23 protein-coding genes are annotated in these 24649 nt (G+C 41.8%); 11 read left to right on the plus strand and 12 right to left on the minus strand.

The features are described 5' to 3' along the window. Nucleotides 1-9 precede the first annotated feature (9 nt). Genes J2755_RS02325 through purE form a run of 5 tightly spaced genes read left to right on the plus strand, consistent with a single transcriptional unit; the run spans nucleotide 10 to nucleotide 4133 of the window. Nucleotides 10-1965 carry a hydantoinase/oxoprolinase family protein gene (locus J2755_RS02325; RefSeq protein WP_209679121.1) on the plus strand — a complete coding sequence of 652 codons (1956 nt, stop codon included), beginning with the start codon at nucleotides 10-12 and terminating at the stop codon, nucleotides 1963-1965. Between the two features lie 11 nt (nucleotides 1966-1976). Next, nucleotides 1977-2567 carry a hypothetical protein gene (locus J2755_RS02330; protein ID WP_245312611.1) on the plus strand — a complete coding sequence of 197 codons (591 nt, stop codon included), beginning with the start codon at nucleotides 1977-1979 and terminating at the stop codon, nucleotides 2565-2567. Beyond that, nucleotides 2564-3430 (plus strand): shikimate kinase, encoded by an 867-nt coding sequence (locus J2755_RS02335; RefSeq protein WP_209679123.1) that lies wholly within the window; start codon nucleotides 2564-2566, stop codon nucleotides 3428-3430. Before J2755_RS02330 ends, J2755_RS02335 begins: the two co-directional genes overlap by 4 nt. A 13-nt stretch (nucleotides 3431-3443) precedes the next feature. Next, the gene (locus J2755_RS02340; RefSeq protein WP_209679125.1) at nucleotides 3444-3728 is read left to right on the plus strand and encodes a chorismate mutase; all 285 of its coding nucleotides are present in this window, start codon (nucleotides 3444-3446) and stop codon (nucleotides 3726-3728) included. A gap of 15 nt (nucleotides 3729-3743) precedes the next feature. Beyond that, the gene (gene purE, locus J2755_RS02345; protein ID WP_209679128.1) at nucleotides 3744-4133 is read left to right on the plus strand and encodes a 5-(carboxyamino)imidazole ribonucleotide mutase; all 390 of its coding nucleotides are present in this window, start codon (nucleotides 3744-3746) and stop codon (nucleotides 4131-4133) included. Nucleotides 4134-4138: 5 nt separating this feature from the next. On the opposite strand, the gene J2755_RS02350 is transcribed toward purE, so the two are convergent. From J2755_RS02350 to J2755_RS02370, 5 genes are all read right to left on the minus strand, one after another. Further along, a complete protein-coding gene (locus J2755_RS02350) occupies nucleotides 4139-4978 on the minus strand; it encodes a methanogen output domain 1-containing protein (RefSeq protein ID WP_209679131.1) in 840 nt (279 codons plus the stop codon). A gap of 61 nt (nucleotides 4979-5039) precedes the next feature. After that, nucleotides 5040-5750 (minus strand): RAD55 family ATPase, encoded by a 711-nt coding sequence (locus tag J2755_RS02355; RefSeq protein ID WP_209679134.1) that lies wholly within the window; start codon nucleotides 5748-5750, stop codon nucleotides 5040-5042. Between the two features lie 47 nt (nucleotides 5751-5797). Continuing rightward, on the minus strand, nucleotides 5798-6016 hold the full coding sequence (locus tag J2755_RS02360) for a hypothetical protein (protein WP_209679137.1): 219 nt from the start codon (nucleotides 6014-6016) through the stop codon (nucleotides 5798-5800). A 77-nt stretch (nucleotides 6017-6093) separates the two neighbouring features. Next, the gene (locus J2755_RS02365) at nucleotides 6094-7554 is read right to left on the minus strand and encodes a PAS domain-containing sensor histidine kinase (protein WP_209679140.1); all 1461 of its coding nucleotides are present in this window, start codon (nucleotides 7552-7554) and stop codon (nucleotides 6094-6096) included. A gap of 168 nt (nucleotides 7555-7722) precedes the next feature. After that, a complete protein-coding gene (locus J2755_RS02370) occupies nucleotides 7723-8001 on the minus strand; it encodes a PAS domain-containing protein (protein WP_209679143.1) in 279 nt (92 codons plus the stop codon). Nucleotides 8002-8306: 305 nt separating this feature from the next. Here J2755_RS02370 and lonB point away from each other — a divergent pair, with 305 nt between their 5' ends. The 4 genes from lonB (at nucleotide 8307) to J2755_RS02390 (ending at nucleotide 13820) form a co-directional block, all read left to right on the plus strand. Then, complete coding sequence (gene lonB / locus J2755_RS02375; protein WP_209679146.1) at nucleotides 8307-10238, plus strand: ATP-dependent protease LonB; 1932 nt, start codon at nucleotides 8307-8309, stop codon at nucleotides 10236-10238. Then, nucleotides 10235-11563 (plus strand): TldD/PmbA family protein, encoded by a 1329-nt coding sequence (locus J2755_RS02380; RefSeq protein ID WP_209679149.1) that lies wholly within the window; start codon nucleotides 10235-10237, stop codon nucleotides 11561-11563. The genes lonB and J2755_RS02380 overlap by 4 nt, the downstream gene beginning before the upstream one ends. After that, entirely contained in the window at nucleotides 11556-12881 is a 1326-nt protein-coding gene (locus J2755_RS02385) for a TldD/PmbA family protein (protein ID WP_342591040.1), read from the plus strand. Before J2755_RS02380 ends, J2755_RS02385 begins: the two co-directional genes overlap by 8 nt. A 120-nt stretch (nucleotides 12882-13001) precedes the next feature. After that, the gene (locus J2755_RS02390; protein WP_209679155.1) at nucleotides 13002-13820 is read left to right on the plus strand and encodes an ATP-binding response regulator; all 819 of its coding nucleotides are present in this window, start codon (nucleotides 13002-13004) and stop codon (nucleotides 13818-13820) included. A 25-nt stretch (nucleotides 13821-13845) separates the two neighbouring features. Here J2755_RS02390 and J2755_RS02395 read toward each other — a convergent pair whose 3' ends face one another. From J2755_RS02395 to copZ, 5 genes are all read right to left on the minus strand, one after another. Next, complete coding sequence (locus tag J2755_RS02395; protein WP_209679157.1) at nucleotides 13846-17244, minus strand: S8 family serine peptidase; 3399 nt, start codon at nucleotides 17242-17244, stop codon at nucleotides 13846-13848. A gap of 112 nt (nucleotides 17245-17356) precedes the next feature. Next, nucleotides 17357-17542, minus strand: a complete 186-nt coding sequence (locus J2755_RS02400) for a hypothetical protein (protein WP_209679159.1) — start codon at nucleotides 17540-17542, stop codon at nucleotides 17357-17359. 116 nt (nucleotides 17543-17658) lie between these two features. Beyond that, nucleotides 17659-17889 carry a hypothetical protein gene (locus J2755_RS02405; protein WP_209679161.1) on the minus strand — a complete coding sequence of 77 codons (231 nt, stop codon included), beginning with the start codon at nucleotides 17887-17889 and terminating at the stop codon, nucleotides 17659-17661. A gap of 4 nt (nucleotides 17890-17893) precedes the next feature. Further along, nucleotides 17894-20641, minus strand: a complete 2748-nt coding sequence (locus J2755_RS02410) for a heavy metal translocating P-type ATPase (RefSeq protein ID WP_209679163.1) — start codon at nucleotides 20639-20641, stop codon at nucleotides 17894-17896. 15 nt (nucleotides 20642-20656) lie between these two features. Continuing rightward, the gene (copZ, locus tag J2755_RS02415) at nucleotides 20657-20860 is read right to left on the minus strand and encodes a copper chaperone CopZ (RefSeq protein ID WP_209679165.1); all 204 of its coding nucleotides are present in this window, start codon (nucleotides 20858-20860) and stop codon (nucleotides 20657-20659) included. 121 nt (nucleotides 20861-20981) lie between these two features. On the opposite strand from copZ, the gene nadA reads away from it, so the two are divergent. After that, nucleotides 20982-21884, plus strand: coding sequence for a quinolinate synthase NadA (nadA, locus tag J2755_RS02420; RefSeq protein WP_209679167.1), 903 nt, complete (start codon nucleotides 20982-20984; stop codon nucleotides 21882-21884). Between the two features lie 122 nt (nucleotides 21885-22006). After that, nucleotides 22007-22657 carry a flavodoxin family protein gene (locus tag J2755_RS02425; protein ID WP_209679169.1) on the plus strand — a complete coding sequence of 217 codons (651 nt, stop codon included), beginning with the start codon at nucleotides 22007-22009 and terminating at the stop codon, nucleotides 22655-22657. A gap of 26 nt (nucleotides 22658-22683) precedes the next feature. Here J2755_RS02425 and J2755_RS02430 read toward each other — a convergent pair whose 3' ends face one another. Then, complete coding sequence (locus tag J2755_RS02430; protein ID WP_209679173.1) at nucleotides 22684-23907, minus strand: SufB/SufD family protein; 1224 nt, start codon at nucleotides 23905-23907, stop codon at nucleotides 22684-22686. Further along, nucleotides 23886-24632 carry an ABC transporter ATP-binding protein gene (locus J2755_RS02435; RefSeq protein WP_209679176.1) on the minus strand — a complete coding sequence of 249 codons (747 nt, stop codon included), beginning with the start codon at nucleotides 24630-24632 and terminating at the stop codon, nucleotides 23886-23888. Before J2755_RS02435 ends, J2755_RS02430 begins: the two co-directional genes overlap by 22 nt. Nucleotides 24633-24649: the final 17 nt, after the last annotated feature.

Consider the following 24649-nt stretch of genomic DNA (forward strand, 5'->3'; position numbering starts at 1 on the left):
GGTGGCAGTATGAAATATAGTCTTGGAATAGATGCAGGTGGAACTTACACTGATGCAGTAATCCTTAGGGATTCTGATGGAGAAATTGTTGCAAAAATGAAAGCAAGGACCACTTATCCCGATCTTCTTCTCGGTATCCAGAACGCGCTTGATGGACTTGATCAGTCCTATCTTGACGATGTTTCCCTTGTATCGGTTTCGACAACTTTAGCCACAAACACCATTCTTGAAGGCACAGGTTATCCCGTTGCTTTGATTATGGTGGGCGAAGCTGACATCCCGGCGGATGCGTCCTTAAAATACGCAATAAATATTGAAGGCGGGCATACCCCTTCAGGCAATGAAAAATATCCTCTTGACATTGAAGCTGCAGAAGCTTTCATTAACGAAGTCGGTGAAAAAGTTTCTGCTTTTGCTGTTTCTTCTTATTTTAGCATTCGTAACCCTGAGCACGAACTCAGGATAAAGGAACTGATTACAAATTTGACGGCCCTCCCGGTTGTATGTGGTCATGAGCTATCCCAGTCACTTGGAGCTTACGAACGTGGAATCACTGCTTACCTGAATGCCCAATTGCTTCCGATATCCACGCAATTCATGGATACTGTTGTTTCTGAAATCAGACGACGCGGGATTGAGGCAAAAATGATGATGCTCAAGTGTGACGGCTCCATTGTTGGTATCAGGGAAGCCCTCAAGCATCCTATCGAATCTATCTTTACCGGCCCTGCTGCCAGTCTTGTAGGTGCTTCTTATCTGGCAAATCGTAAGAATTGCGTTGTGCTTGATGTAGGCGGTACAAGTACCGATGTTGCAATGATTATTGACGGTTTTCCGGAGATTACCGGGGAAGGTGCGATTGTTGGAGGCTGGCGGACAAAAGTGGAAGCAATCCGGATGGAAACATCCGCATTAGGGGGAGATAGCCATGTATGGACTAAAAATGAGAAGCTATACATTGGTCCCAAGCGTGTCATTCCTCTTTGTGTTGCTGCAACTCAATATTCCGATATTCATTATAAACTCACTAAAAAGCAGCACATCATGCGAAGCCAGCTTGGGGAAAATATCCAGCCGGCCAAAATGTTCCTGAAAACAGAGCATGAACCCATTGAGCTTACTGAACGGGAAGAAGAACTGCTTGGCAGGATTGATGACACTCCAAGGACCATCAATGAGGTTTACTGGGAGAAAAGCAGTTTCCCCTCTCCCAAGACAATGACTAGCCTCATACAGAAACGTCTTGTACAGGGAATTGGGTTTACACCAACCGATGCCCTTCATGTGCTTGGAATATATAACGAATGGGACACTGAAGCATCAAAACTTGGTGCGTCACTTATAGGCAATTTCTGCTACAGAGAAGCAGAACAAATAAGTGCTTATGTAAAGGAAGAATTTACCAAAAATATGGCACTTAATGTTCTTTCCTATGTTTTTGAGCATATCCCGTCCTCAGAGATTCGCAAAGCTCTTGACCACGAATACTATGGTCAGTTCAAAGTGAATGTTCCGGTTGTTTTGCTTGGAGGACCGGTGAGTGCATATGTAAATGATGTGGGCAAATATATGGATGCTGAAATTATCCTACCTGAGCATTCGGAAGTGGGCAACGCAGTCGGTGCTCTCGCAGGCAGAGGTCTCAAACGCATTGAAATCCTTGTCAGGCCAAATTACAGCAAGGCTATGGACTATAACCTGAAAACGGATTCGGTTTCTTCCTTTTATCCGGGAGGCAAAGAGATTCTTTCATCCTATGATGAGGCAATTAAGTTTTCAGAAGAGATGGGAACAAAACTCATCATGGAGTATATGAAGGATGCAGAGCTTTCTGAAGGTGAAATTTCCATTGACATAAAAAGGAAAGATCTGACTTTCCCTGACAGTCATGCCCTTATTGAGACTCGCCTTATCCTGACAGGTACTGCAGATCTCAGGAATGGTAATGGGAAAAGTGGAGCTTGATTCCTCCGTAAATGATTAAAGTAAAGGAGTCTCTATTTGAATTCATGCTGGAGTTGAGAAGTGGTTCCTATTGCCTGAAAGTGCGTCCTGATATTATTGGGTCAGAACAGCAATTCCGTGAAAAATTAGATTTGTCCGATGTTAATGGTGTTCTTTTCAATGCCGGTCTGACAATCAACAATTCGTCCCAGAAAATTGAATATGATGCTGTTCTTTGGAAGGAGAAGAATATTTGTTTCATGGAATACAAGGATTCTCTTTCTGCCCATAAACGCATGAAAGCCAAGCGTGTCCAGCAGGTTTCTGACAAATCAAGAGATATTGCGAGGGCTTTTGGGTTTTTGAAGTATGATTTTGTTGTAGTTGTTAATGGTCAGCCATCAATTGATCAGAAAAGTGGTGTCAGAGTAATTTCCCTTGATGATCTTCCATTCTTTGAACCTGACTACAAATGTGCATACAAGGAACTTGACAATCTCGACAGCCTTATAACAAAATATTCCCGTGATCAAAATCCTGTTAATCCGGAAAAAGATAAAATAGTTTCAGAATTAAGCAATCTCAAAAAAATAATTATTGATTCATCCAGGGAGCAAACATGACAGTAGTAGGCTATGGAGAAGCACTTGGTGCCGGCACAATCATTAATGCTATTGCAACACTAAAAGGTGCTGCTTTTGGAGTAGATATGAAAACACGTTCAAAGGTTGAGTTATCCCATGGCTCCGGTGGTATCAAGGGAGTGGCGGAAGGAGTACCGGATGCCGATACGAAGCTTATTGAACTGGCAGTCCAGAAAACGTTAAAGCAATTTGGCCTGAAAATGGAAGGCATAGTGAGTACCCAAAGCGAGATTCCAATGGCCAGCGGGCTAAAAAGCAGCAGTGCAGCAGCCAATGCAACTGTTTTGGCGACCCTTGATGCAATTGGTGAAACCATGGAGCCCCTTGATGCAGTGAATCTCGGAGTGGACGCTGCAAAAGAGGCAGGGGTTACAATAACCGGTGCTTTTGATGATGCATGTGCCTCCTTTTTTGGCGGGGTTGTGGTAACTGATAACAGCAACAATACATTGCTTGAAAGAGTTAAAAGAAAAGACGAAGTCTTGATCCTTGTACCTGACAGGCAGGTTTTCAGCAGCAAGACGGATGTATTGCGCTCAAAGGCAATTGCTCCGTGGATTGAGATGGCTTACGATCTTGCTCTTGCTGGTGAATATGAAAAAGCTATGACTTTAAATGGGATGCTTTATTGTGGTGCACTTGGCTTTGATACAAAACCTTTGATGATTGCTCTTGATTGTGGAATCCATGGTGTGAGCCTTTCAGGTACAGGTCCGTCTTATGTTGCTCTAATGGAAGGTAATGATTCTACCAGGCTGGAAAATGCATGGAAAAAATATGACCCTGCCGGAAAGATGATAAAGACGGAAATCAATAATGTGGGAGCACTGACAATCGTATAAATTGTTGATTCATATGACATTAGATGACATCCGCCACAAGATTGCGAGTATTGATGAGCAGATAATCGAGCTGTTAGCCCAGAGAGTTGCACTGGCTGAAGATGTCCTGCGTTACAAGCATCAAGAAAACATGTCAATTAATGATGAGAACCAGAACACAGTTGTAATTGAGCGCTCAAATGCTCTGGCAACAGAGCACAATCTCGATACGGCTGCAGTAAAAGAGATTTTTGAAATTCTTATCAGGATGAATATTGAAAGACAGCATGAATTAAGTGGTGAAGGAAACTTACCCTAAGGAGAGAGAAATAAAATGGTTGATATTGCAGTGATAATGGGCTCTGAATCAGACAGGGCAATTGCAAACCGTGTGACGAATGTTCTGGAAAATACTGATTATTCATTTGAAGTCAAGGTTATTTCCGCTCACCGTAACCCTGACGAACTTGACGAATATGTGAATGCCAGTGATGCTACTGTTTTCATAACAATTGCAGGCCTTTCTGCAGCTCTTCCCGGAGTAGTTGCTTCAAAGACCAAAAAACCTGTAGTTGGTGTGCCTGTAGGTGCCAAACTTGGCGGTCTGGACGCTTTGCTTTCAATTGCACAGATGCCTCCCGGGGTACCTGTAGCAACAGTTGGTATTGACAACGGTGCAAATGCTGCACACCTTGCCATCAGGATACTGGAAGCTGCCAGATAAAGAACTTATTTTCCAAAGCAAAGATCCAGGCAACATTTTTCGTCCCTGTTGCCTAGGGTCTGCCTTACTTTTATATCGCCTTCAATGTTTGACCTGCTGAGTAACCTTGAGAGAATACCGGCAGTAAGATTACACATGATTGGATTGATTTTAGCTTCGTCTCCCCATGGGCATTTATGTGCCTGTAATCTCACGAAATTGCCATCGATTTTTTCGGTGTAATAATTTCCTCCAATCTCACTGAGGATCTCACAGCCTATTTCTCCAATATTATCTGCATTTATCACATTGTTCTCTTCGTGATAACGATGCAAAATATTTTTTTCTACCATATCGAGCATTTGTCTCATCACTACTTTTTTTTGCTCAACCGGAACTGTTGCAAGTAATGATGGGATTATGGCAGTTAGGATTTCACGAACTTGATTCTGTATTTCAAGTTTGTTCCTGTCCCGGAGTATCTCGTCGTGGTATCTTTTAAGCTTCAGGAAAGATCGAACCCTGGTCTGGAGTTCCAGCTTATTTACAGGCTTTGTCAGGAATTCCTCGGCTCCGCTTTCCAAACCTTTAATGAGGTCATCCTTTTCGGAAAGGGCAGTAATCATGATAATTGGGATGTATGGATTGTCCTCATTTTCTTTGATTTTCTGGCAAACTTCATATCCATCCATGCCAGGCATCATTATGTCGAGGAGAATAAGGTCAATGTTTTCGTCCTGTACTTTTTGGAGTGCTTCCTCGCCATTTGAAGCGAAAATAACATCGCATTCCCTGATGAGATATGCTTCCAGTAATTCCAGATTTTGTGGCTCATCGTCCACCGCAAGGACAGAAGCTCTCTCCATTGTATTACCTCTCGTTTTTTCTCCAGATAAAGAAGATATCGTTTTTCAAATAAGATATACCTTATTCACCAGATCCAAGGACGCAAATACCTTCCGAATTTATCACAAATTTGCTAAGATCAAGGGGAATATTCGTACCCCTCATTTTAGGTATGAAGATAAATCTTTCCATTTTTGAGGTATAGGGATTTTCTTTTACAAGGAAATGAAATGATCCGTATGTTGAATAATCCGCTACATGTTGTGTCATCTCATTTGCAGCCATGTCAAGAACATAAATTACAGTAATCTTTTTTTCTGCCAATATCAGGTTAAGGGTATCGAATTGATTCCTGAAATCACGAGGTGTCATTCCAAGTGCAAATACTCCTATATTGTCAATTACCAATACGTCAATATTATCCGGAACAAGGTCAGATATTCCCATGATATCTATTTCGCTGACACTTAGTCCACTTATAAGGTTTGAAGCTGCGGTTGTGGTTTTACTTCTGATTTCAAGGATTTTTTTAATTGTCAGTGTTTCCTCTTCCATATAACGTGAAAAATCAAAACCAAAGATTTCAGCCTCTGCTACTATGTCCGCACTTGTTTCTTCGGTTGCCAGCATTAGACATTTCTTACCGTCTTCGCAGGCTCTGCTAATCACATGCATTCCAAAAATAGTCTTTCCGGAGCCGGCGGTACCGGTAACTAAAAAGCCCTTGTTTTTCGGCAATCCGCCTTCAATTTCCCTGTCAAGTGCTTCAATACCAGTTGAAATCCTTTCCATCTATTAATGCAAATAACTTATTTCTATAAATAATTTGACAGATTATATTAGGGCGAGCGCTGATGTCTTTTTCTTACAATCATAAAAATTATAATCAATGTAAGAAACACCAGAGGTCCTGCTATCAGGTAATTCTCCATGAAAGTAAGATCTGCTTCCGGCAAAACTGAATTGTTTTTCTCAACTGTGGTAATACCGCTGAAAAACACAGTTGTCAGGAAAAGTATTGCCAGAATCCCGAGAAGTAGTATATTCTTAAATTTCATGAGGATCTACCCCTGATTCCCCTCACAACTGTTGTTTATGCACGATATCCAATAAGTATGTCGGTACTTTAGGTACGTTAGCTTTTATCTAAAGCAACTGGAGGCTTCTCCGGTAATTCAAAAGTAAATTTAGTTCCCTTCCTCAATTCGCTTTCCACATGTATTTGTCCGCCGTGGAGTTCCACAAGCCTTTTAACAATTGCAAGTCCGAGGCCTGTCCCTCCATATGCCCTTTTTGTGGAACTGTCTGTCTGGTAAAACCTGTCAAAAATGGAGTTAATTTTTTCCGGCTCAATCCCGATACCGGTATCTTCAACTGAAATCTGGATCATAGTACTGATTTTTTTTGCACGAATTGTAATTCGGCCGTTACTATGGGTGAATTTCACTGCATTACTAATCAGGTTGTTGAGGATTTGTATGCATTTATTCAGATCAGCAGTAATGAGGGTAACTTCCGGATCAATTTCCATGTTTATGGATATGTCCTTGTTTTCTGCAAGTGGAGATGATAATTCAGTTGCATGTGTCAGGAGATTTGGAACTAAAAACTCCTCATAGACCAGATCTATCTTTCCGGATTCAATTTTTGCAATATCGAGTATATCGTTGATGAGGAATAACAAATGTCTTCCATTTTCGATAACATTTACAACGTATTGTTTTTGTTTATCGTTAAGGTCTCCGAATGCTTCTTTTAAAAGGACATCAGAAAAACCAATTATTGAGTTTAGTGGGGTCTTAAACTCGTGGCTCATATTAGCCAGGAATTCATCTTTTGCAAGACTGGCTTCCTCAGCTTTATTCTTTGCTTTGATAAGTTCCAGATCCGCCTTTTTTCTCTCGGTTATATCGGTTGTGTTACCAAAAGCCTGCAACTTTCCGTTTTTTCCAACAGAGATTGAGCCTTCGGATTGGACCCAGATAATTTCTTTATTTGGTTTAATGAGCCGGTATTCAAGATTAATTTCCTGCCCGACATTTTCCATTGCATGTGTAAAAGTCTGGTAGACACGGGACAAATCATCCGGATGCACGTAGCTGAACAATTTGTTCCAGTCATCACCGATTGTTTTCGGCTCGACTTCCAGAATTCGATCTGCTACCGGGGATATAAAAGTGTTTACAAAATTTCCATCCTCGTTAAAATCTGTTTTCCAGACGATGCTCGGTATGGACGTTACTACCTTTTTGTAGCTTTGTTCACTTTCCCGGATTCTGTCTTCCATAACCCGCTTTTCGGAAATTTCTGTAGCCACTTCAAAGCGGACTTTTCGACCGTCATGCCAATCAATTACCCCATCGGTGCAACGATACCATTTTTTCTTCAATTCGTTGTAGGAGTTCCAAACGTAAGGTTTTCCTGAAGTATCATCAAAAATAATATCGTTAGTACAAAATGGGCAAGGTGATTTACGATTCTGTATCACCGAATAACATTTTCGTCCTACTGCATTTCCGAAATTGTTTATCATGGCAGTGTTCATGAATAGAATTTCATAGGAGTCAGGATCTGAAACATAAACGATATCATCCAAATCATTGAAAATAGCTGCAAGTTGCTCTATTTTTTGGTCAGGACAGCTAGTTGGCCCTTCGTGTTTTTGTACACTAACCTTCCATGAACCAAAAAGCTCATCTTTGCTTTTGAATAAGGAAAAGCCAACCTGAGCAGGAATTGTTAAACCATCTTTCCTTAATATTTCCTATTTTGTGCATCTTGAAGGGGTGGATGAAGTTGAATATGAATTGCTTCTTTGCAACGTTTGGAGGCAAGTAGAATATTTTTCAGGAATCAGAATGGCAATCTCTTTGTTATATATTTCATCCTCAGAGTACTGGAAAACATCCTCAGCCTTTTTATTCCAGAAAATAACCTTATTTTTCGAATTGGTAAGAATAATTGCCTCATCCGAGGATTGAACAAAAGAGTGAAAGATTTCCATATTGTCTGCTTGACAACATACATTTGCTTGTTTTTCCATTTTTGCACCGTTTTTAGCGAAGTAGTACAAATGTAGGTTAATACAATGTAGGAATTCTTAGTATATGTATTCTTTTGAAAAATATATAAATGTTAAAATAACTTTTCCTGCCTGCCAATTAATTCAAGTTATTTTTTTTTATTTACAGAGTTTGTTTCTTTTCGAAACCTTAAAGCAGCTTTATAATAGTCAGATATATCTAGCAGGAAGACACTTATTATCTGTACCTAAATTTATGGCTATATATTTTTAGTAACGTTTTGAAATTATTGTGACTTACTTATCGAATTAAATGTGAGCTAACCATGGAAACGGAAATATCTCCCAACGATGAGGAACTTGCAGGAGAAAATTTTGAGGACACCAGTTCAATAGAGGTTCCAAAACTCTTGATTGACCAAATCATAGGGCAGGATCATGCGGTAGAAGTTGTCAAGAAAGCTGCAAGCCAGAGAAGACACGTTATGATGATTGGTACTCCCGGTACCGGTAAGTCAATGCTTGCAAAAGCCATGGCTGAACTTCTCCCTAAAGAAGAGCTTCAGGATATTCTGGCATACCCAAACCCGGAGGACAATAATAATCCAAAAATACGGACCATACCTGCAGGCAAGGGCAGGGAAATAGTCATGGCCCACAAAATGGAAGCCAGAAAGAAATCCCAATCAAGGAACATGTTAATGATGTTCCTGATTTTTGGTATTGTGATGTATTCTTTCTATGTGGGACAATTGCTCTGGGGTATAATAGCTGCTATCATGATGTTGATTCTGACACGGCAATTCATGCCAAGAGAAGAAGCAATGATTCCAAAACTCCTTGTGAGTAATTTTGAAAAAGATCATGCACCTTATATCGATGCAACAGGCACTCATGCAGGTGCACTTCTGGGTGACGTAAGACACGATCCTTTCCAGTCCGGAGGACTTGAGACTCCTTCCCATGACAGGGTAGAGAGTGGAGACATCCACAAGTCACACAGGGGTGTTTTGTTTATCGATGAAATTAACACCTTGAGGCTGGAATCCCAGCAAAGCCTGCTTACCGCATTGCAGGAAAAGGAATACGCCATTACAGGCCAATCCGAACGCAGTTCCGGTGCGCTTGTCAAAACCGAACCTGTTCCATGTGACTTCATCATGGTGGCTGCAGGTAACCTTGACGCAATGGAAAAAATGCATCCAGCACTTCGCTCACGTATAAAGGGATATGGTTATGAGCTCTACATGCGCGAGTCAATGGAAGACACTCCGGAAAACCGCTCATATCTGGTTCGTTTCGTTGCGCAGGAAGTTATGAGAGACGGACACATTCCGGATTTCGATAAATCCGCTGTTGAAGAAGTCATCCAGGAAGCACGCAGGAGAGCAGGTCGCAAAGGTCACCTTACACTCAAATTGAGAGATCTTGGTGGTCTTGTGAGGGTCGCAGGTGACATCGCACACTCAGAAGGAGCAACAGTTACCACGGCCCATCATGTGCTTGCCGCAAAGAAAATGGCACGTTCCATTGAACAACAGCTTGCAGACAACTATCTTGAAAGACGTAAGGACTACCAGTTATTCTCCAAGATGGGAGCAGCTGTGGGCAAAGTCAATGGTCTGGCAGTTATGGGAAGTGATTCCGGTATTGTATTGCCTATTATGGCAGAAGTCACTCCTCCCCAGTCGCAGGCTGAGGGGAGAGTCATTGCAACCGGTATGCTGAAGGATATTGCCAAGGAAGCTGTGCTCAATGTATCTGCAGTTCTCAAGAAAGTAACCGGTAAGGACGTAATTAAGCAGGATATCCACATACAGTTTGTTGGTACTTATGAGGGAGTTGAAGGTGACAGTGCTTCAATATCCATTGCAACAGCTGTGATTTCCGCACTGGAAAATATTCCAATCGATCAAAGTGTAGCCATGACTGGTTCACTTTCTGTTAGAGGGGATGTGCTTCCTATAGGCGGAGTTACATATAAGATAGAAGCTGCAGCACAGGCTGGAATTAAGAAAATAATAATTCCAAAATCCAACGCAGACGATGTTCTTATAGAGGATATCTATAAAGACAAGGTTGAGATTATTCCTGTAACAACAATTACTGAAGTAATCGAACACAGCCTCGTTGGCAGCAAAAAGGACAGTATCCTGCAAAAGCTTCGGGAATTTACTGATATGAAGCTTGAGATTCCGGATATAAGTGATGCTATCAGCAATCCGAATAGTTCCAGTTCAGGAATGCAACAAACATGAAACCTGATTTTTTTGATGTACGTCTTATTGAGGGCAGTTCCATGGCAATTGTCCTCGATAACGGTAAAGTTGAGGAAATATCCAGTAATCACGGGAATGGTTGCAGTGTTCGTGCGCTTTCCAACGGTTGCTGGGGTTATACCAGGATGGAAGGAACCTGCGATACTGAGAAAGCAATAAAAACGGCTTCTGAGCTTGCAAAAGATATCAGTGCCGAATCAAATAATGAACCATTTTCTCTTGTTCCAATAGAAGAACCGGAAAAGACGAATCTTCCAGCTGTGAAGATTGATCCACGTGACATACCGGTCGAAGAAAAGGTTGATTTCCTCAAGGAGCTCGATTCCCGTGCTCGCTGTGAAGGTGTCAACAGCACCTCAGCCATCTACTCTGAAAGTACGGTTGATGTTCACTATACAAGCTCTGAGGGGCTTGACTGTGAATATAGTATGACTAAAGTGGGATTTGCAATAACTGCCGTTGCCTCGAGGGAAGGATTGTTCCAGGCAGGCAGGGAAAGCAAATTCGGAGTTGGCGGTTTTGAGCTTTTCAAAGGTGACATGCCACTTGAGATGGCGGAACATGCCGGAAAAACTGCTGTGGAATTACTTGATGCAAGCCCGGCCAAAGGAGGACGTTTTCCTGTAATTCTTGATCCTGAACTTGCAGGTGTCTTTGCGCATGAAGCTGTAGGCCATGCATCCGAAGCCGATCTTGTACTTGAAGGGAGCTCAATACTTGAAGGTAAAATCGGGGAAAAAATTGGTTCCGATAAGATTACGATAATTGATGATCCGACTCTGCACGAATTTGGATATTATCCATTTGATGCGGAAGGTGTTCAATCCCACAAAACCACTATTGTGGAAGAAGGGGTTTTGAAATCATACTTACATTCACGTGAAACAGCATCCAAGCTGGGAGGAAATCCAGGAAACTGCCGTGCTCAGGGCAGCTCTTCTCCTGTTGTAAGGATGAGTAACACGTACATCGATAACGGTGACTCAAATCTGGATGAAATGCTTGCTGAAATCGGGAACGGAGTTTATCTTGCTGGTTCCCGCGGTGGGCAGGTTAACACTGGTGAAGGGGTTTTCCAGTTTAATGCTGAAAAGGGATACATCGTTGAAAACGGGGAAATAGGTGAATTACTCCGGGATGTTTCATTGTCAGGAAAGACCCTTGAAATCCTAAACAATGTTTCCATGGTTGCGCGGGATCTGAAAATGAATTCGGGAAGATGTGGTAAATCTGGCCAATTAATTCCGGTTTCAGATGGTTCTCCTCATCTTTTAGTATCAAATGCACTTGTTGGAGGTGCATAATTTGGATTATTACGATATTGCCGGGAAAGCCCTTAAAGCAGCTGAAAAGTTTGGGGCTAATGAAGCTGAAATTTATATTTCTTCCGGGAAATCCACCAGTTCGGATATCCGCAAGAATTCCATTGAAAGTGCTCATGACAAGCATAGCTTTGGCATCGGGGTACGATGTGTTGTGAATGGTGCCGTGGGATTTGCCAGTACCAATGTTTTCGGGGATATTGAAACAACAGTACATGATGCAGTAGCATCAGCCAAAGTAATGCCGGATGATCCTGACTGGAAGAATCTCCCGGTAAGCAGTCACTATAGTGAAGTTTCAGGTCTTTTCAATTCTGATGTTGCTGATTTATCACTTGGGGATTGTGTCCTGAAAACCAGGGAAATGGTGGAAGGTGTTTCTTCTGTTGATGGAATACTGGCAACCTCAGGTTCATTTTCAAGAAGCACAGGTTTTCATTTAATAATGAATAGCAATGGAGTTGAAGTTGAGGAAAAATCAACTGCAGTTACCGGTTTTGTCGATGTCATTACTACAGGAGATGCAATTTCCACAGCCTATGATTTTGAGGTTTCAAGAAACCTCGATATTGATTTCTATGGGCTTGGGAAAAGGGCTGCAACTCTTGCTTCTGAATCTATTAATGGAATAGAGGTTGAAGGTGGCAAGAAGGATGTAGTCTTCCACCCATTTGCTCTGGCAGATTTAATAGAAAATGCATTTGTACCATCTATTGATGCTGATAATGTACAGAAAGGGCGCTCCAGTCTGGTTGACAGGATTGGGGAAAATATTGCTTCCGATTCACTTTCAATTTATGACGATGGAACCCTTGAAGGAGGTCTTGGTTCTTCACTTTCGGATGATGAAGGGGTTCCTTCGCAGAAAACGACTGTAGTTGGAAACGGGGTTCTGGAATCTTACCTCTATGATTCATACACTGCCGGAAAGGCAGGAGTTGAAAGTACTGGAAACGGTGTGAGAAATTCCTATGCTTCCCTTCCGAGAGTTGGAACCACAAATCTTGTGCTTGATTACCCATCTTCAGACATAATTCCTGAAATCGATAGCGGTGTAATTATCAATACTGTTATTGGAGCACATACTGCCAACCATATTTCCGGTGATTTCTCTGTTGAAGCAAGGAATGCTTTTGTAATTGAAAATGGTGAAATTGGTTCTCCGATAAAATCATTAATGGTTTCCGGGAACATTTTTGAGTTATTGTCAAATGTACAGGGAGCAGGAAAAGATGCTAAAAAGGTTGGTGGAATTGTTCTTCCTCCAATCTGGGCAAGCGAATTGAATGTGGTGGGCTGATATCATTATCGCAGTAAGCATTATATATCAGCCAGAACAACAATAGTATAAACTGTAGCAACCACTACAGGTTATAATTACTGTGTAAAGGGAATGGATTTTTGTAGTTCGGGTGTCAGTATGACAGAGAACAAAAGGATTAAGATTTTAGTTGTAGATGATGAGCCTGACAATGTAGAACTTTTAATGGCTTATCTCTCAAACGATTACGATATAATTCCTTCTTATAGCGGGAATGAGGCACTTGGAATACTGAAGGCTGATGAAGCAAATCTCCCGGACCTCGTTTTAATGGATATCATGCTTAAGGATGGCATGGATGGCGTTGAGGCCGCACGCCATATTCTTGTGAATTACGATATTCCAGTTGTGTATATCACTGCCTATGCTGATGAGAATATCATGAGAAGGGCAAAATTAACAGAGCCTTTTGGTTATATTCTTAAGCCCTTTGAGGAAACTGAACTTCGAACCAATATCGAAATTGCTCTCTACAAACACCAGATGGAGCAAAAACTCAAGGCAAGCCAGAAATGGCTGACTGCTGTTCTGAACAGCATTGCAGATGCTGTTATTGCTACAGATGAGGAAGGCAATATAAAGCTCATGAATCCTTTTGCCGAAGCTCTGACCGGATGGAATCACGAGGAAGCCATGGGAAAGCCACTCACCAGTGTTTTTGCAGTTGAAAGTGATGAATCCGGTGAAGAAGCCGAAAATCCTGTGAAAAAGGTTTTGAGGGAAGGAATGTTTTATGGGCTTGGTAACAAAACCATGTTAATTACCAAAAACAAGACTCGTGTACCTGTGGATATTATCGGTTCACCTATCAGGAGTGAAGCCGGTAGTCTTCTTGGAATACTGATTCTCTTTTACGATATCTCCGATCGTAAACGCATTGAGAAAATGATTTTTTCAGGAGAAGGGCCGGATTACTAACCAGCCCTCTTAATCTCTTTTTTGTTTACTGCTTTCTTCTCAGGATAGCATAAGCACCTGCAAGGAGCAATGCGCATGGTAATATTCCAATTGTACTGAGGGCATTATTCCCTGTACCCTCTTCCGGAGTTTCATTTGATTGAATTTCACCACTGCTTTCTTCAGACATGCTTTCAGAAAACTGATCTACTGAATCTTCTGGAATTGTGCCGGATGTAATTGCAAAAGGGGATGCTAGTTTTTGGGTTTCAGCTTCGTAGGTTACATATTCTTCGGTTTCCGAGACAATCGATACTGAATCCAATGGTATCCATCCATCATCAGTATACATCATCATTGTAACATCTTCAGCAGGAATCCCATTGCTCACGAGCCAATCCTTTGATACTTCAAAAGTGATTACTGCATTCTCAATACTTTCTTTGAATGCTGCGTTTCCAGCCCAGATGTTCAGGTTACTGTACACATTCCCTTCTGGCTTCTCACTCGCAATTGTGGATGTGCCTTGCAGGACTTCAATTATGATCTTTATCTGGCCGGAATTCTTGTTTGCAGTTAAACTGATGGATCTGACTGTGTTGCCTTCCTCAGTAAACTCATAGGTTGCAGGTGTGCCTTTCTCAAGGTATTGGATTGCGAAATCCTTGAAGAGAATATTTTCAAGATCTTCTCCTGTGTTTCCTGCTCCTCCTCCGCCGCCGCCTCCACTGCTGCTACTGCTGCGTGATGGAGTGGATGGTGTTGTGACAACGATATAACCTGTGTATGTATCAGAGCCGTTTTCATTGGTGGCAGTAAGATTTACGCTATGGTTTCCGGCTTCAGTAAATGTCCAGACCGGCTCGCTTGCATTAGAGTCCTCTGTGCCATTGCCGTCAAAGTCCCATGAAAGAGTTGTGAAATTGGTTGAAGTATCATTGAATTGCACTGTAAGAGGCTTGTTTCCGGATGTCACATTGGAAGTGAAATTGGCTTCAGGGAGCTGATAACCCAAGTATGAAGTTGAATTGTTCCATGCAATATTTCCTGTGAAATCAATTGCTGAAACATTGATATTCTGGTTTCCAACAAGTGCTGTAAGCGTTCCGTTCCAGAGGTTGTTTCCCTGAGAAGTCAAACTCTGATTATTTGCAGTAACTGCATTAACAATATGGTCATCAGTTACATTGACACTAATGAGGATGTTTTCTCCACTGTTTGGAGTGGAATTGTTAAGGTTAACAGAATGAATGGTTGGTTCTGTAGAATCTTTGAGAGTGGTTGCAGTATCATTTTCCCACGTTGCATTTATATTACCTGAAGTGTCGACAGTTCTTGTTTCGATTTGATAGGTAGTTGAGAGATTGAGGCCAGTGGCATTGTAGAATGAAGTGGGATTACTGACATTGGCTTTAAATGTTCCATTAAGGTAAATCATTGTGTAATTGAAATCTGAATCTACCGGGTTTGTCCATGTCCAGTTTATCGATGAAAATCCGGTTGTATTTCCGGTAATTTGAATTGAAGAAGGTGGCTCGATGTCAAAGGTTCCAGAAAGAACAAGCGCGAAGGGTTGTGGATCCTCTGGGACATTGGTACCGTTGACGGAAATATTAAATATTCCAGCTTCAAAACTTTCCAGATAAATCTGCTCGACGTTGTTAATTGTATCTGGTTCACTTCCATTTGCATAGTATAAAGTACCATTTGGACTTTCCAGAATGAGATCAAGATCATTAATTAGAGTTTTTGAAGCAGCCGGTTCCGCGGGATAATCTGTCCATACAAGTGAAATTTTAAGCGCAGTACTATTGCTAAAACTTTGCTGAATTTGCCATTTTTCCGTGGTATTTAAAGTTATATTATCATAATAGAGGAATCCTGATGGTGAAGATGGAAACAAGGAATTATTTAAGTCTACTCTTCCCCAACCCTGATCAAATGATGAATGTCCAAGATCTGCTGCTCCATTAATCAATGTTGCTTTAAGAAGGGCTGCAGTTGGGATTATTGACTCGTTTTCCACATAGTATTGTCTTACAAGTGCTACAGTACCGGCAGTTAGTGGTGTTGCCATACTTGTACCACTCATAATGACATAGTCAAAAGACGAGTTTACAACATGTGAATTTGTCGATACAACATAAGTTCCTGGTGCAACTAAATCGGGTTTAATTCTTCCATCATCGGTTGGACCACGGCTACTAAAGGATGCAATTTCAGAAGCGTTATCTGATTTTGTTCCTCCAAAAGAATGTAAATTTTCTGAAGCTCCTATTGTAAGACAATTCTTCGCTGTTGCTGGTAATCCAATCGTATCACTTGTTGGTCCATCGTTTCCTGCAGCAAATAAGATCAACATATCTGGATTATTCCACATGAAGCTATCCACACTTTGGGAATCAATATCATAAGATCCATAGGAGCTTGAATTGTTGGTTCCCCAGCTGTTGCTGTGAACTGTTACATTAGATGAGTATGCCTGTTCAAAAATAACAGAAAGGTCGAGGGGAAGAAAAAGACCGGATGTATTGTTATAAGTTGTGTATAATGCCTGGAAAACCAGACTCGCATTAGGTGCTGCACCTGCATAGACACCACTGGAATTAGTTCCATTTCCAATGGCAGAACCTGCAACATGTGTCCCGTGGCCGTCCGGATCCGAAGCGTCAGAATCAAAAAATGGGAATATCTTGTCAATGCGTCCCTGAAGATCATAATGCATTGATGAGTTGTCCTCCCCAATATCAATACCAGTATCTGCAATTCCTATTATTTGTCCACTTCCACTCAATCCATGGGTGCTACGAACATTGTCCACATTAACATTCATTATGATTGTGGCATTGTTGTTTAAAAGAACAGGTGTTTGGTATTCTCCGATCCATTTTACTTCTTCAATAGTTGCAATATCATAAACTTTTGAAGAATCAATTGTTGCACGTATGTATTTTCCTTCTTGGGCATTTACTTGTCCTCCAAACATTTCAATTTCCATGGTCATGTTTGAATTATTCACGGAGTCAAATAATACAACATTAATTTCAACGATTCCTGCACGTGATTGGAGATTTGGGGAAATTTTGTACAATGGTAAGTATGGTCCTATCCATTTCACAAAAGGTAAATTGACGATTGTTTCATAGTTAGACTCAGGAATTCTTACAAGATATGCATTGTTTGGTATATACCCATGCAGGGTTGCATCTTCAGCTTCAATTGCTTGTTTATATTCCGATCTTACATGCCCTTCAAACTGGACAAGGTAATAATCACTTTTCAATATAGGATCGTTGGAATTTGATTCAATGGCTGCAGTTTGAGCAAGTCTTGCTGGAATTTGATTCTCTGTATTAATATGAGCATTCTTAAGCAAAATCAAGTCTGAATCATCCGCAATTTCAGCATTGTCTGACTGTAGAGCTTGCACTGGAATTAGGCTCAAAAAAAGTAAAATACACAATCCAAGAACAAGAATCCCGTTTTTCATATACAAACCTGACTTTTGCATTATCTTTGTAATATAATGTATTTAAAATTGGTTCTACTAAGCTAGATTAGGCTTTTTCCCTGTGTCTCAGATAAGCAAAAGTCGCCATTCCGGCAATTGCTCCTGCGGGTATTCCCAGAAATAATGAGAAAAATATAATATCTGAAAATACTTCGGTAACAGCCGTTCCTATTACTAAGAACACGGCTATTGAAACCAAAATGTTACGTATTTTAACTGCAGCAGAATTCATGGCTCTATAGAATTTGTATCTATTTTCGTAAGCAATCCAGTTTTCCTTAAACCCAAAGAAAATTCATGCGTGGTTATCCTGAACTCACTTTTCTAATTTGATATGATAACGAACGCTTATTTAGATTTGCCGGAGAACCATTTTTCAAGAATCATCGGCCAGAGAAGCAGGAAAATCATAAGGCTTAAGATCAGGATAAAGATAGCCCCTGCAGCAATGTCAACTTCAGAATAGCTTCTAGCCGGATTCCTGTAAACCAATGTCAATACGACAAAGAGCAGGCTAAGGAGTATCGCAGAGATAAAGCTCAACATTGGAGCCCGGTTTGTATTTATTTGTGTTACCATGTCTTCAACGCCCCCTGAGTTTATTTCTTTTCATCAGCAGGGAATTTGTCATTACTGACACGGAGCTCATTGCCATAAAAGCAGCGGCGATTGCAGGGCTTATCAATACCCTTTCGACAAACGGGAAAAGGATTCCCGCAGCAATTGGAATGCCGATTGTGTTATATCCAAAAGCCCAGAAGAGATTCTGCTTGATTTTCCTCATCGTCAACTTACTCAGGGAAAGAGCGTTTAAAATATCATTAACGTCATTCTTAATGAGTACGATATCCGCAGATTCAACTGCGACATCTACTCCGGCACCCATTGCAATTCCCACGTCCGCCTGTGCGAGTGCAGGAGCATCATTGATACCATCTCCGACCATTGCAACCTTTTTTCCTTCTTCCTGAAGGCGTTTGATTTCGGCAGCCTTGTCGGCGGGCAGGACTTCCGCAAGCACTCTTTTAATACCACCCATTTTCGCAATGGCATTAGCCGTCTTACTGTTGTCTCCGGTAAGCATCACTGTTTCAATTCCCATCCCGGTAAGAGATCGGACTGCTTCAGGTACTTCTTCCTTAAGGGTATCTGCAACTGCCAGGATTCCCTTAATCTCGTTTTCAATAGCAAGTATCATTACAGTCTTACCTTCATTTTCAAGGGCATCAATGGAAGATTCCACCTCGGTTATTCCAATTGATTTCTCATCCATGAAACGACGTGTTCCGATAAGCACTTCTTTGCCTTTCCATGTTCCACCAACGCCTCTCCCGGAATACGCCATGAAATTTTCAACCTTTTCAAAACTCACTTTTTCTTCTTTTGCACCATTAACAATAGCTTCTGCCAATGGATGTTCGGAAAGGTTTTCCACAGAAGCCGCTGCTTCCAGAAGCTCTCTTCGCTCTATTCCTGAAAAAGGCTTAACATCTGTCAATTTTGGTTTTCCTGTAGTCAGGGTACCAGTCTTATCAAAGACAATAGTATCAACTTTTGGTGTATCCTCGAGGCTTTCCCCGCTTTTAATCAGGATTCCACGTTCTGCTCCCATCCCTGTTCCTACTATGATGGCCACCGGAGTTGCAAGTCCAAGGGCACAAGGGCATGAAATCACAAGCACTGTGATTGCCGTGAGCAGTGCAAAGAGGAAAGGACTGCTCACGCCTGTAAGTGTGGATACGTCAAATCTCCAGTAGCCAATAAAATACCAGAAGAAGAAAGACACAAGGGCAAGGGACATTACAACCAATATGAAGTGACCAGCTACCACATCAGCCAGTCTCTGGATCGGTGCCTTGCTGGTCTGGGCTCTCTCAACAAGCTTTATGATTTGTGAGAGGGCAGTTTCAGCTCCCACTTTTGTAGCTCTGAATTGAAATGAACCGGTTTTGTTAAGTGTGGCTCCTATGACTACATCATCAATTACTTTCTCAACCGGAATGCTCTCACCGGTAATCATGGATTCATCAACAGCAGAACTTCCTTCCACTATGACGCCATCAACCGGAATTTTCTCGCCTGGGCGGATTTCCACGATATCACCAGCCTGCACTTCTTCCACCGGAACTTCTTTTGCTTCACCATCCACAATAATACGTGCGGTTTTTGCCTGAAGGCCCATAAGTTTACGAATGGCGTCCGATGTTTTTCCTCTGCTTTTTGCTTCAAGGTAGCGTCCGAAAAGAATGAAGGTAATAAGCATTGCAGCAGAATCGAAGTATTTCTGCTCATAGCCGGCACCGAGATCAAATAATGTTGCTGCCGTACTTGCAATATATGCAGCACCTGTGCCTGCAGCTACCAGCAGATTCATATCAGCAGATCCGTGGCGCAGTCCCTTGAAAGCTCCCGTGAAAAACTGTCTTCCCGGGAAAGCAAGGGCAAGGGTTGCCAGTGAAAACTGTACAATATCATTAGCAAAAATATCAGGGACAAGAAAATCAATACGGAGCATGTTTTGCATGGCTCCGAGCATTAGGGGAAATGTAAGAATAAGTGCTGTAATCAGATTAATTCGCTGACTCCGAATTTCTTTTTCACGAAGATCTTTTTCCGAATCCTCTATTACAACATCAGACGCAATAGTAGCTTTGTAGCCTATGTTCTCGATTGCACGGATAAGATCTGCCGGTTTTACGATTGATCCATCATATGTGGCTTCTGCTTTACCAATAGAAAAATTGACAGTTGCTTCTATTACGCCCTCTTGCTTTAGAAGGGCTCTTTCGATATTGTTTGCACAGGAGCTGCAAGTCATTCCTTCTATGTTAAATGTAACCGTATCGTGGCGAACTCCATAACCCAGCTTCTCGACCGTTTTTCTCATTTCCTGCAAACTTGTCTGGCTTTCATCAAAATTAACTGAAGCTTTTTCTGATGCAAAATTAACTGCAGCTCCTTTCACACCTTCCATTTTCAGGAGCCCCTTTTCTATCCTCTGGACGCAGGCAGAACACGTCATTCCAGATATATCAAACGAAATCTCTTTTTTTGCTTCAGGCTGATTATTACTCTCACTTTTTGGAGGCTGATTCTCTGTTTCAGTAGCTATAGCTATCTCCTTATCTTCCACAGAGTAGCCGGCATTTTGAACAGCCTGTTCGAGCATTTCAACTGATACGAGAGTCGAGGCAAATTCCACTTCAGCAGTATTTTTCTCCAGACTTACGTCTGCTTTCTTAACTCCTTTCAGGGAACTAAGCGCTTTCTGAATGCGATCACTGCAATGTTTACAGCTCATCCCCGATATGTGGAGAATTACAGTTTCCATATCAATCCACAGTTTTTATGCTTCATAACCAGCATCAATAACTGCCTTTTTCATGGAATCAACAGACGTTTTGGAAGGATCGTATTCCACATCTGCTTTACCTTCTTCAAGATTAACTGATGCAGATTCCACACCCTCGAGTTCCTTTAAGGCATTCTCAACAGCCATTTTGCAATGTCCGCAGGACATACCTTTAACTTTCAACTCAATTTTCTCCATAATAAAACACCACTACCTATTATCTTCCATTACTTTAATATATGTTAGCCATACAATAGCAACCTTTAGGGACATTAAAAAACGATATTTATATTTCAATTTATATATTTCTAGTGAGACCATGCAACCGATAGCTGAACAGATTCAGGACCTCAAAGAAGAGTTAAATGCCGTTATACTTGCACATAATTACCAGCGATGTGAGATCCAGCAAATGGCTGATTTTGTAGGCGATTCACTGGGATTAAGCCAGCAGGCTGTTAAACAGGATGCAGATGTAATAGTCTTCTGTGGCGTTGATTTTATGGCAGAAAGCGCTGCAATCCTTTCGCCTGATAAAACCGTCCTCCTTCCTGTAAAGGAAGCACACTGTCCGATGTCAGCAATGGCTGAAGCTCCTGCTTTAAGGGAAGCTAAAGCCAAACATCCGGATGCTGCTGTCGTTTGCTATGTAAATTCCTCCGCGGCTGTCAAAGCGGAAAGTGATATTTGCTGCACTTCATCAAATGCAGTTGAAGTGGTTAATTCACTTGATGCTGACGAAATCCTTTTTGTTCCTGATATGAACCTCGGCAACTATGTCTCCAGGTTTACAGATAAGAAAATAATTACATGGGAAGGACACTGTCCGGTTCACCATCAAATGGTCGCAGAAGATATCCTTCTTGCAAAACACGAACACCCTGATGCCGAAGTTCTGGTTCATCCGGAATGTCGTGCAGAAGTCATTGACCTTGCAGATGCAGCTCTTAGCACATCAGGTATCCTGAAACATGTAAGTGAATCTTCTTCACTTGAATTTATCATAGGGACAGAAAACGGAATGCTCTGTGGGCTTGAAGCACAGAACCCGGATAAGATGTTCTACATTGCCTCTCCATTTGCTGTTTGTGTCAACATGAAAATGATCACACCTTCTATTCTTCTTGAATCAATGGAAGAGATGAAACATGTGGTCACAGTACCTGAGGATCTCAGGACAAAAGCAAAATTGGCTCTTGACAGGATGCTGGCAGTAGTCTAATATTCCAGTAATCTATCCACTTTATTTTTTTAATGGCAATTTAAGGAGCTGAGCCTGGCTTTTCAGAAATCAAAATATTTCACCCGGAAATTATTATAAGCCAGTAAATAGAACCTTCATATATGCCACTTAAAGTTCTTTTTCTCAACTGCACACTGAAACGCTCGCCTCAAGTATCGAACACAAGAGCATTGATTGACAAAGCTGTATCCCTTTACGGGGAATTGGACATTGAAAGTGAAATCGTCCGTGTTGTTGATCATAATGTAATGTTCGGCGTTTCCTCCAATGAAGGTCCTGATGACGAGTGGCCTGTTATTCTGGAAAAGATAAAAACCTGTGATATTCTAATTATTGCTTCTCCAATATGGTTTGGAGTAAGATCTGCTGTTGCTCAACTTGTAATAGAAAGGCTTGACGGCACATACGAAGAGAGTAATCCTGAAACCGGTCAATTCCCACTTTATGGGAAGGTAGGCGGTGTATTGGTTACAGGCAATGAAGATGGTGCACATAACGTGGCAGCTCATACACTTTTTAATCTCACTCATTTAGGGTGCACAATACCTCCGAACGTAGATTCATACTGGGTTGGTCCTGCCGGCCCCGGTCCCAGCTATCTCGAAGCAGGTGGTGAACGCCATCTCTACACAAACAAGACTGTGAGATATATGGTGCACAACACAGCATTTTTCGCAAAGCTTCTAAAGGAAAATCCTATTCCAATTAATCTCAACCAGCTTATTGAAGAAGCAAAAAAAGAAAGTGACTAAAAAGGATAATGTGATGCAATCAGGCATCACATTGCATTTTTCCCAATCTGGGCAATTGTGTTATCTATGTCTCTCTGAAGCTCATCAGGAATACCACTGATTCCCACATCAAGGAATCCACGCACTATCATTCCGACCGCTTCTTCTTCGGTAAGGCCACGTGCCATGAGGTATTCCACCTGTTCTCGGGCAATACGTCCTACTGCTGCCTCGTGGGATAATTCGATGTCATCCACATTTGCTTCAAGAATTGGAATTGCACGTTGTGTGCCTTCATTACTCAGGACAAGCCCATGGCATTCAAGATGACCTTTGGATTGTGGGGCATTCCCAATCATTTCACCTCTTGCAGTTATTATGCCACCTGTGGTTATTGTCCTTGAAATCAGCTCAGCCTTCGTATTTGGAGCGTCAAAAATCACACGGCTCCCAAGGTCCAGTTCAGATCCTGGATGTGCCACTGCTATTGTGTTAAAGCGTGCAAAAGCTCCTTCTCCGGTAAGACGTGCTGTAGGGTAGCTCTGGATTGATTTGACAGCTTTGAGTGACACATAGTTGTTTATGAAAGTGGCGCCTTCCTCAAGATGGATAACAGTGCGTGGCCTGACACCAATTTGCTCTGCCCAGTTATGAATCATAGTAAAATTCAGGGTTCCGCCCTTTTTGACATACATTTCGGATATGCCAAGGTGAAGACCTTTCTCAACATCAGCACCGGTCGTGCATCCGGTGATAACATCCAAACGGGCATTTTCTTCGACAATTACAACATTATGTACTGTCTGGGAAACGTCATGTGAGCCCATCATAAGACAGGTTTGGATTGGCATTTGCGTATGGATTCCCTTTGGCGCCCGGATGAAGTATCCGTTGGCATTTTCGAGATAACTCAGTGCAGTATATTTATCCGCATCCACCTGCACAAGATTCCATAGGTAGTCTTTGAGCCATTCATGTTTTTGCTGGGCAAAATGAAGTGGCATCAATTCAATATTTTCATCAGTAACGGAATTGTGGGTAATGGTATTATCAACCATGACCAGACTGCCGATACGACCCTCTCCGCTTGGGACAACTCCCGCATTAAGCAAAGTTCTTTGTGTCTGTTCATCCAGATCTTTTAGGTCTTCAACATAATCCAGATTTGACGGAGCTATCTCGTACTCATCAAGTTCAAAGTTTTCCCCAAATGCAGCGTCCTTGCGGAGGGCTGCTTCCGCTCTTTTCCTTAGAGATTCTTCAGCTTGCATTTGATACACCCTTCATAACCTGTTTCTTTAATGTCGTGGAGCAATTCCCTTGGGTTTCCTGAACACATTATTGTACCGTTGCAGAGTATATATGCGTGGTCTGCTTCAATATAATCCATAATTTGACCGGTATGTGTGATTATTAATGCGGAGTTTCCGTGTTCAATTCGGTCCCCGGCACATCTACAATCCCCATGTATCAGCTCATTGATGGTCTTACCAACAATCTCGATGCTCATGAGATCGACGCCCGATTCCGGCTCATCAAGCAGGAAAAAACATGGTTTTTGTGCAGCCAGCTGGAGCAATTCGGAACGCTTAATCTCTCCACCGGAAAATCCGACATTGACATCCCTTTCCATAAACCTGAGCATATCCAGGGATTCTGCGGTTTCCTCGACGTTTATTTTCTCTTTTGCTACCACTTTCACGAGATCCTTGAGCTTGACTCCAGTCATATTCGGTGGTCTCTGGGTCATTATTCCAAGTCCGCGTTTAGCTCTCTCATCAACTGAAAGATGTGTAATATCTTCACCATTGAACAAAATCTGACCCTTTATTATGTTGTAGCCACTAAATCCCATCAGGGTTCTGAGAAATGCAGATTTGCCCGCTCCATTCGGGCCAAAAAGAACATTGGTGTATCCTTTCTCGACTTTTAGATTTAAACCGTTGAGAAGTATTCTGCCTCCTACTTCAACAGTCAGATCTTTCACTTCTAGCATGTAAGCCTCCAGATAAT

Origin of the sequence: Methanohalophilus levihalophilus, from assembly GCF_017874375.1 — an archaeon.
GTDB lineage: Archaea > Halobacteriota > Methanosarcinia > Methanosarcinales > Methanosarcinaceae > Methanohalophilus > Methanohalophilus levihalophilus.

Bases quoted from the DNA above. Each gene is read 5' to 3' on its own strand.
- J2755_RS02325 (WP_209679121.1), top strand. From the start codon at position 10: ATGAAATATAGTCTTGGAATAGATGCAGGTGGAACTTACACTGATGCA.
- J2755_RS02330 (WP_245312611.1), top strand. From the start codon at position 1,977: ATGATTAAAGTAAAGGAGTCTCTATTTGAATTCATGCTGGAGTTGAGA.
- J2755_RS02335 (WP_209679123.1), top strand. From the start codon at position 2,564: ATGACAGTAGTAGGCTATGGAGAAGCACTTGGTGCCGGCACAATCATT.
- J2755_RS02340 (WP_209679125.1), top strand. From the start codon at position 3,444: ATGACATTAGATGACATCCGCCACAAGATTGCGAGTATTGATGAGCAG.
- purE (WP_209679128.1), top strand. From the start codon at position 3,744: ATGGTTGATATTGCAGTGATAATGGGCTCTGAATCAGACAGGGCAATT.
- J2755_RS02350 (WP_209679131.1), bottom strand. From the start codon at position 4,978: ATGGAGAGAGCTTCTGTCCTTGCGGTGGACGATGAGCCACAAAATCTG.
- J2755_RS02355 (WP_209679134.1), bottom strand. From the start codon at position 5,750: ATGGAAAGGATTTCAACTGGTATTGAAGCACTTGACAGGGAAATTGAA.
- J2755_RS02360 (WP_209679137.1), bottom strand. From the start codon at position 6,016: ATGAAATTTAAGAATATACTACTTCTCGGGATTCTGGCAATACTTTTC.
- J2755_RS02370 (WP_209679143.1), bottom strand. From the start codon at position 8,001: ATGGAAAAACAAGCAAATGTATGTTGTCAAGCAGACAATATGGAAATC.
- lonB (WP_209679146.1), top strand. From the start codon at position 8,307: ATGGAAACGGAAATATCTCCCAACGATGAGGAACTTGCAGGAGAAAAT.
- J2755_RS02380 (WP_209679149.1), top strand. From the start codon at position 10,235: ATGAAACCTGATTTTTTTGATGTACGTCTTATTGAGGGCAGTTCCATG.
- J2755_RS02390 (WP_209679155.1), top strand. From the start codon at position 13,002: ATGACAGAGAACAAAAGGATTAAGATTTTAGTTGTAGATGATGAGCCT.
- J2755_RS02400 (WP_209679159.1), bottom strand. From the start codon at position 17,542: ATGAATTCTGCTGCAGTTAAAATACGTAACATTTTGGTTTCAATAGCC.
- J2755_RS02405 (WP_209679161.1), bottom strand. From the start codon at position 17,889: ATGGTAACACAAATAAATACAAACCGGGCTCCAATGTTGAGCTTTATC.
- J2755_RS02410 (WP_209679163.1), bottom strand. From the start codon at position 20,641: ATGGAAACTGTAATTCTCCACATATCGGGGATGAGCTGTAAACATTGC.
- copZ (WP_209679165.1), bottom strand. From the start codon at position 20,860: ATGGAGAAAATTGAGTTGAAAGTTAAAGGTATGTCCTGCGGACATTGC.
- nadA (WP_209679167.1), top strand. From the start codon at position 20,982: ATGCAACCGATAGCTGAACAGATTCAGGACCTCAAAGAAGAGTTAAAT.
- J2755_RS02425 (WP_209679169.1), top strand. From the start codon at position 22,007: ATGCCACTTAAAGTTCTTTTTCTCAACTGCACACTGAAACGCTCGCCT.
- J2755_RS02430 (WP_209679173.1), bottom strand. From the start codon at position 23,907: ATGCAAGCTGAAGAATCTCTAAGGAAAAGAGCGGAAGCAGCCCTCCGC.
- J2755_RS02435 (WP_209679176.1), bottom strand. From the start codon at position 24,632: ATGCTAGAAGTGAAAGATCTGACTGTTGAAGTAGGAGGCAGAATACTT.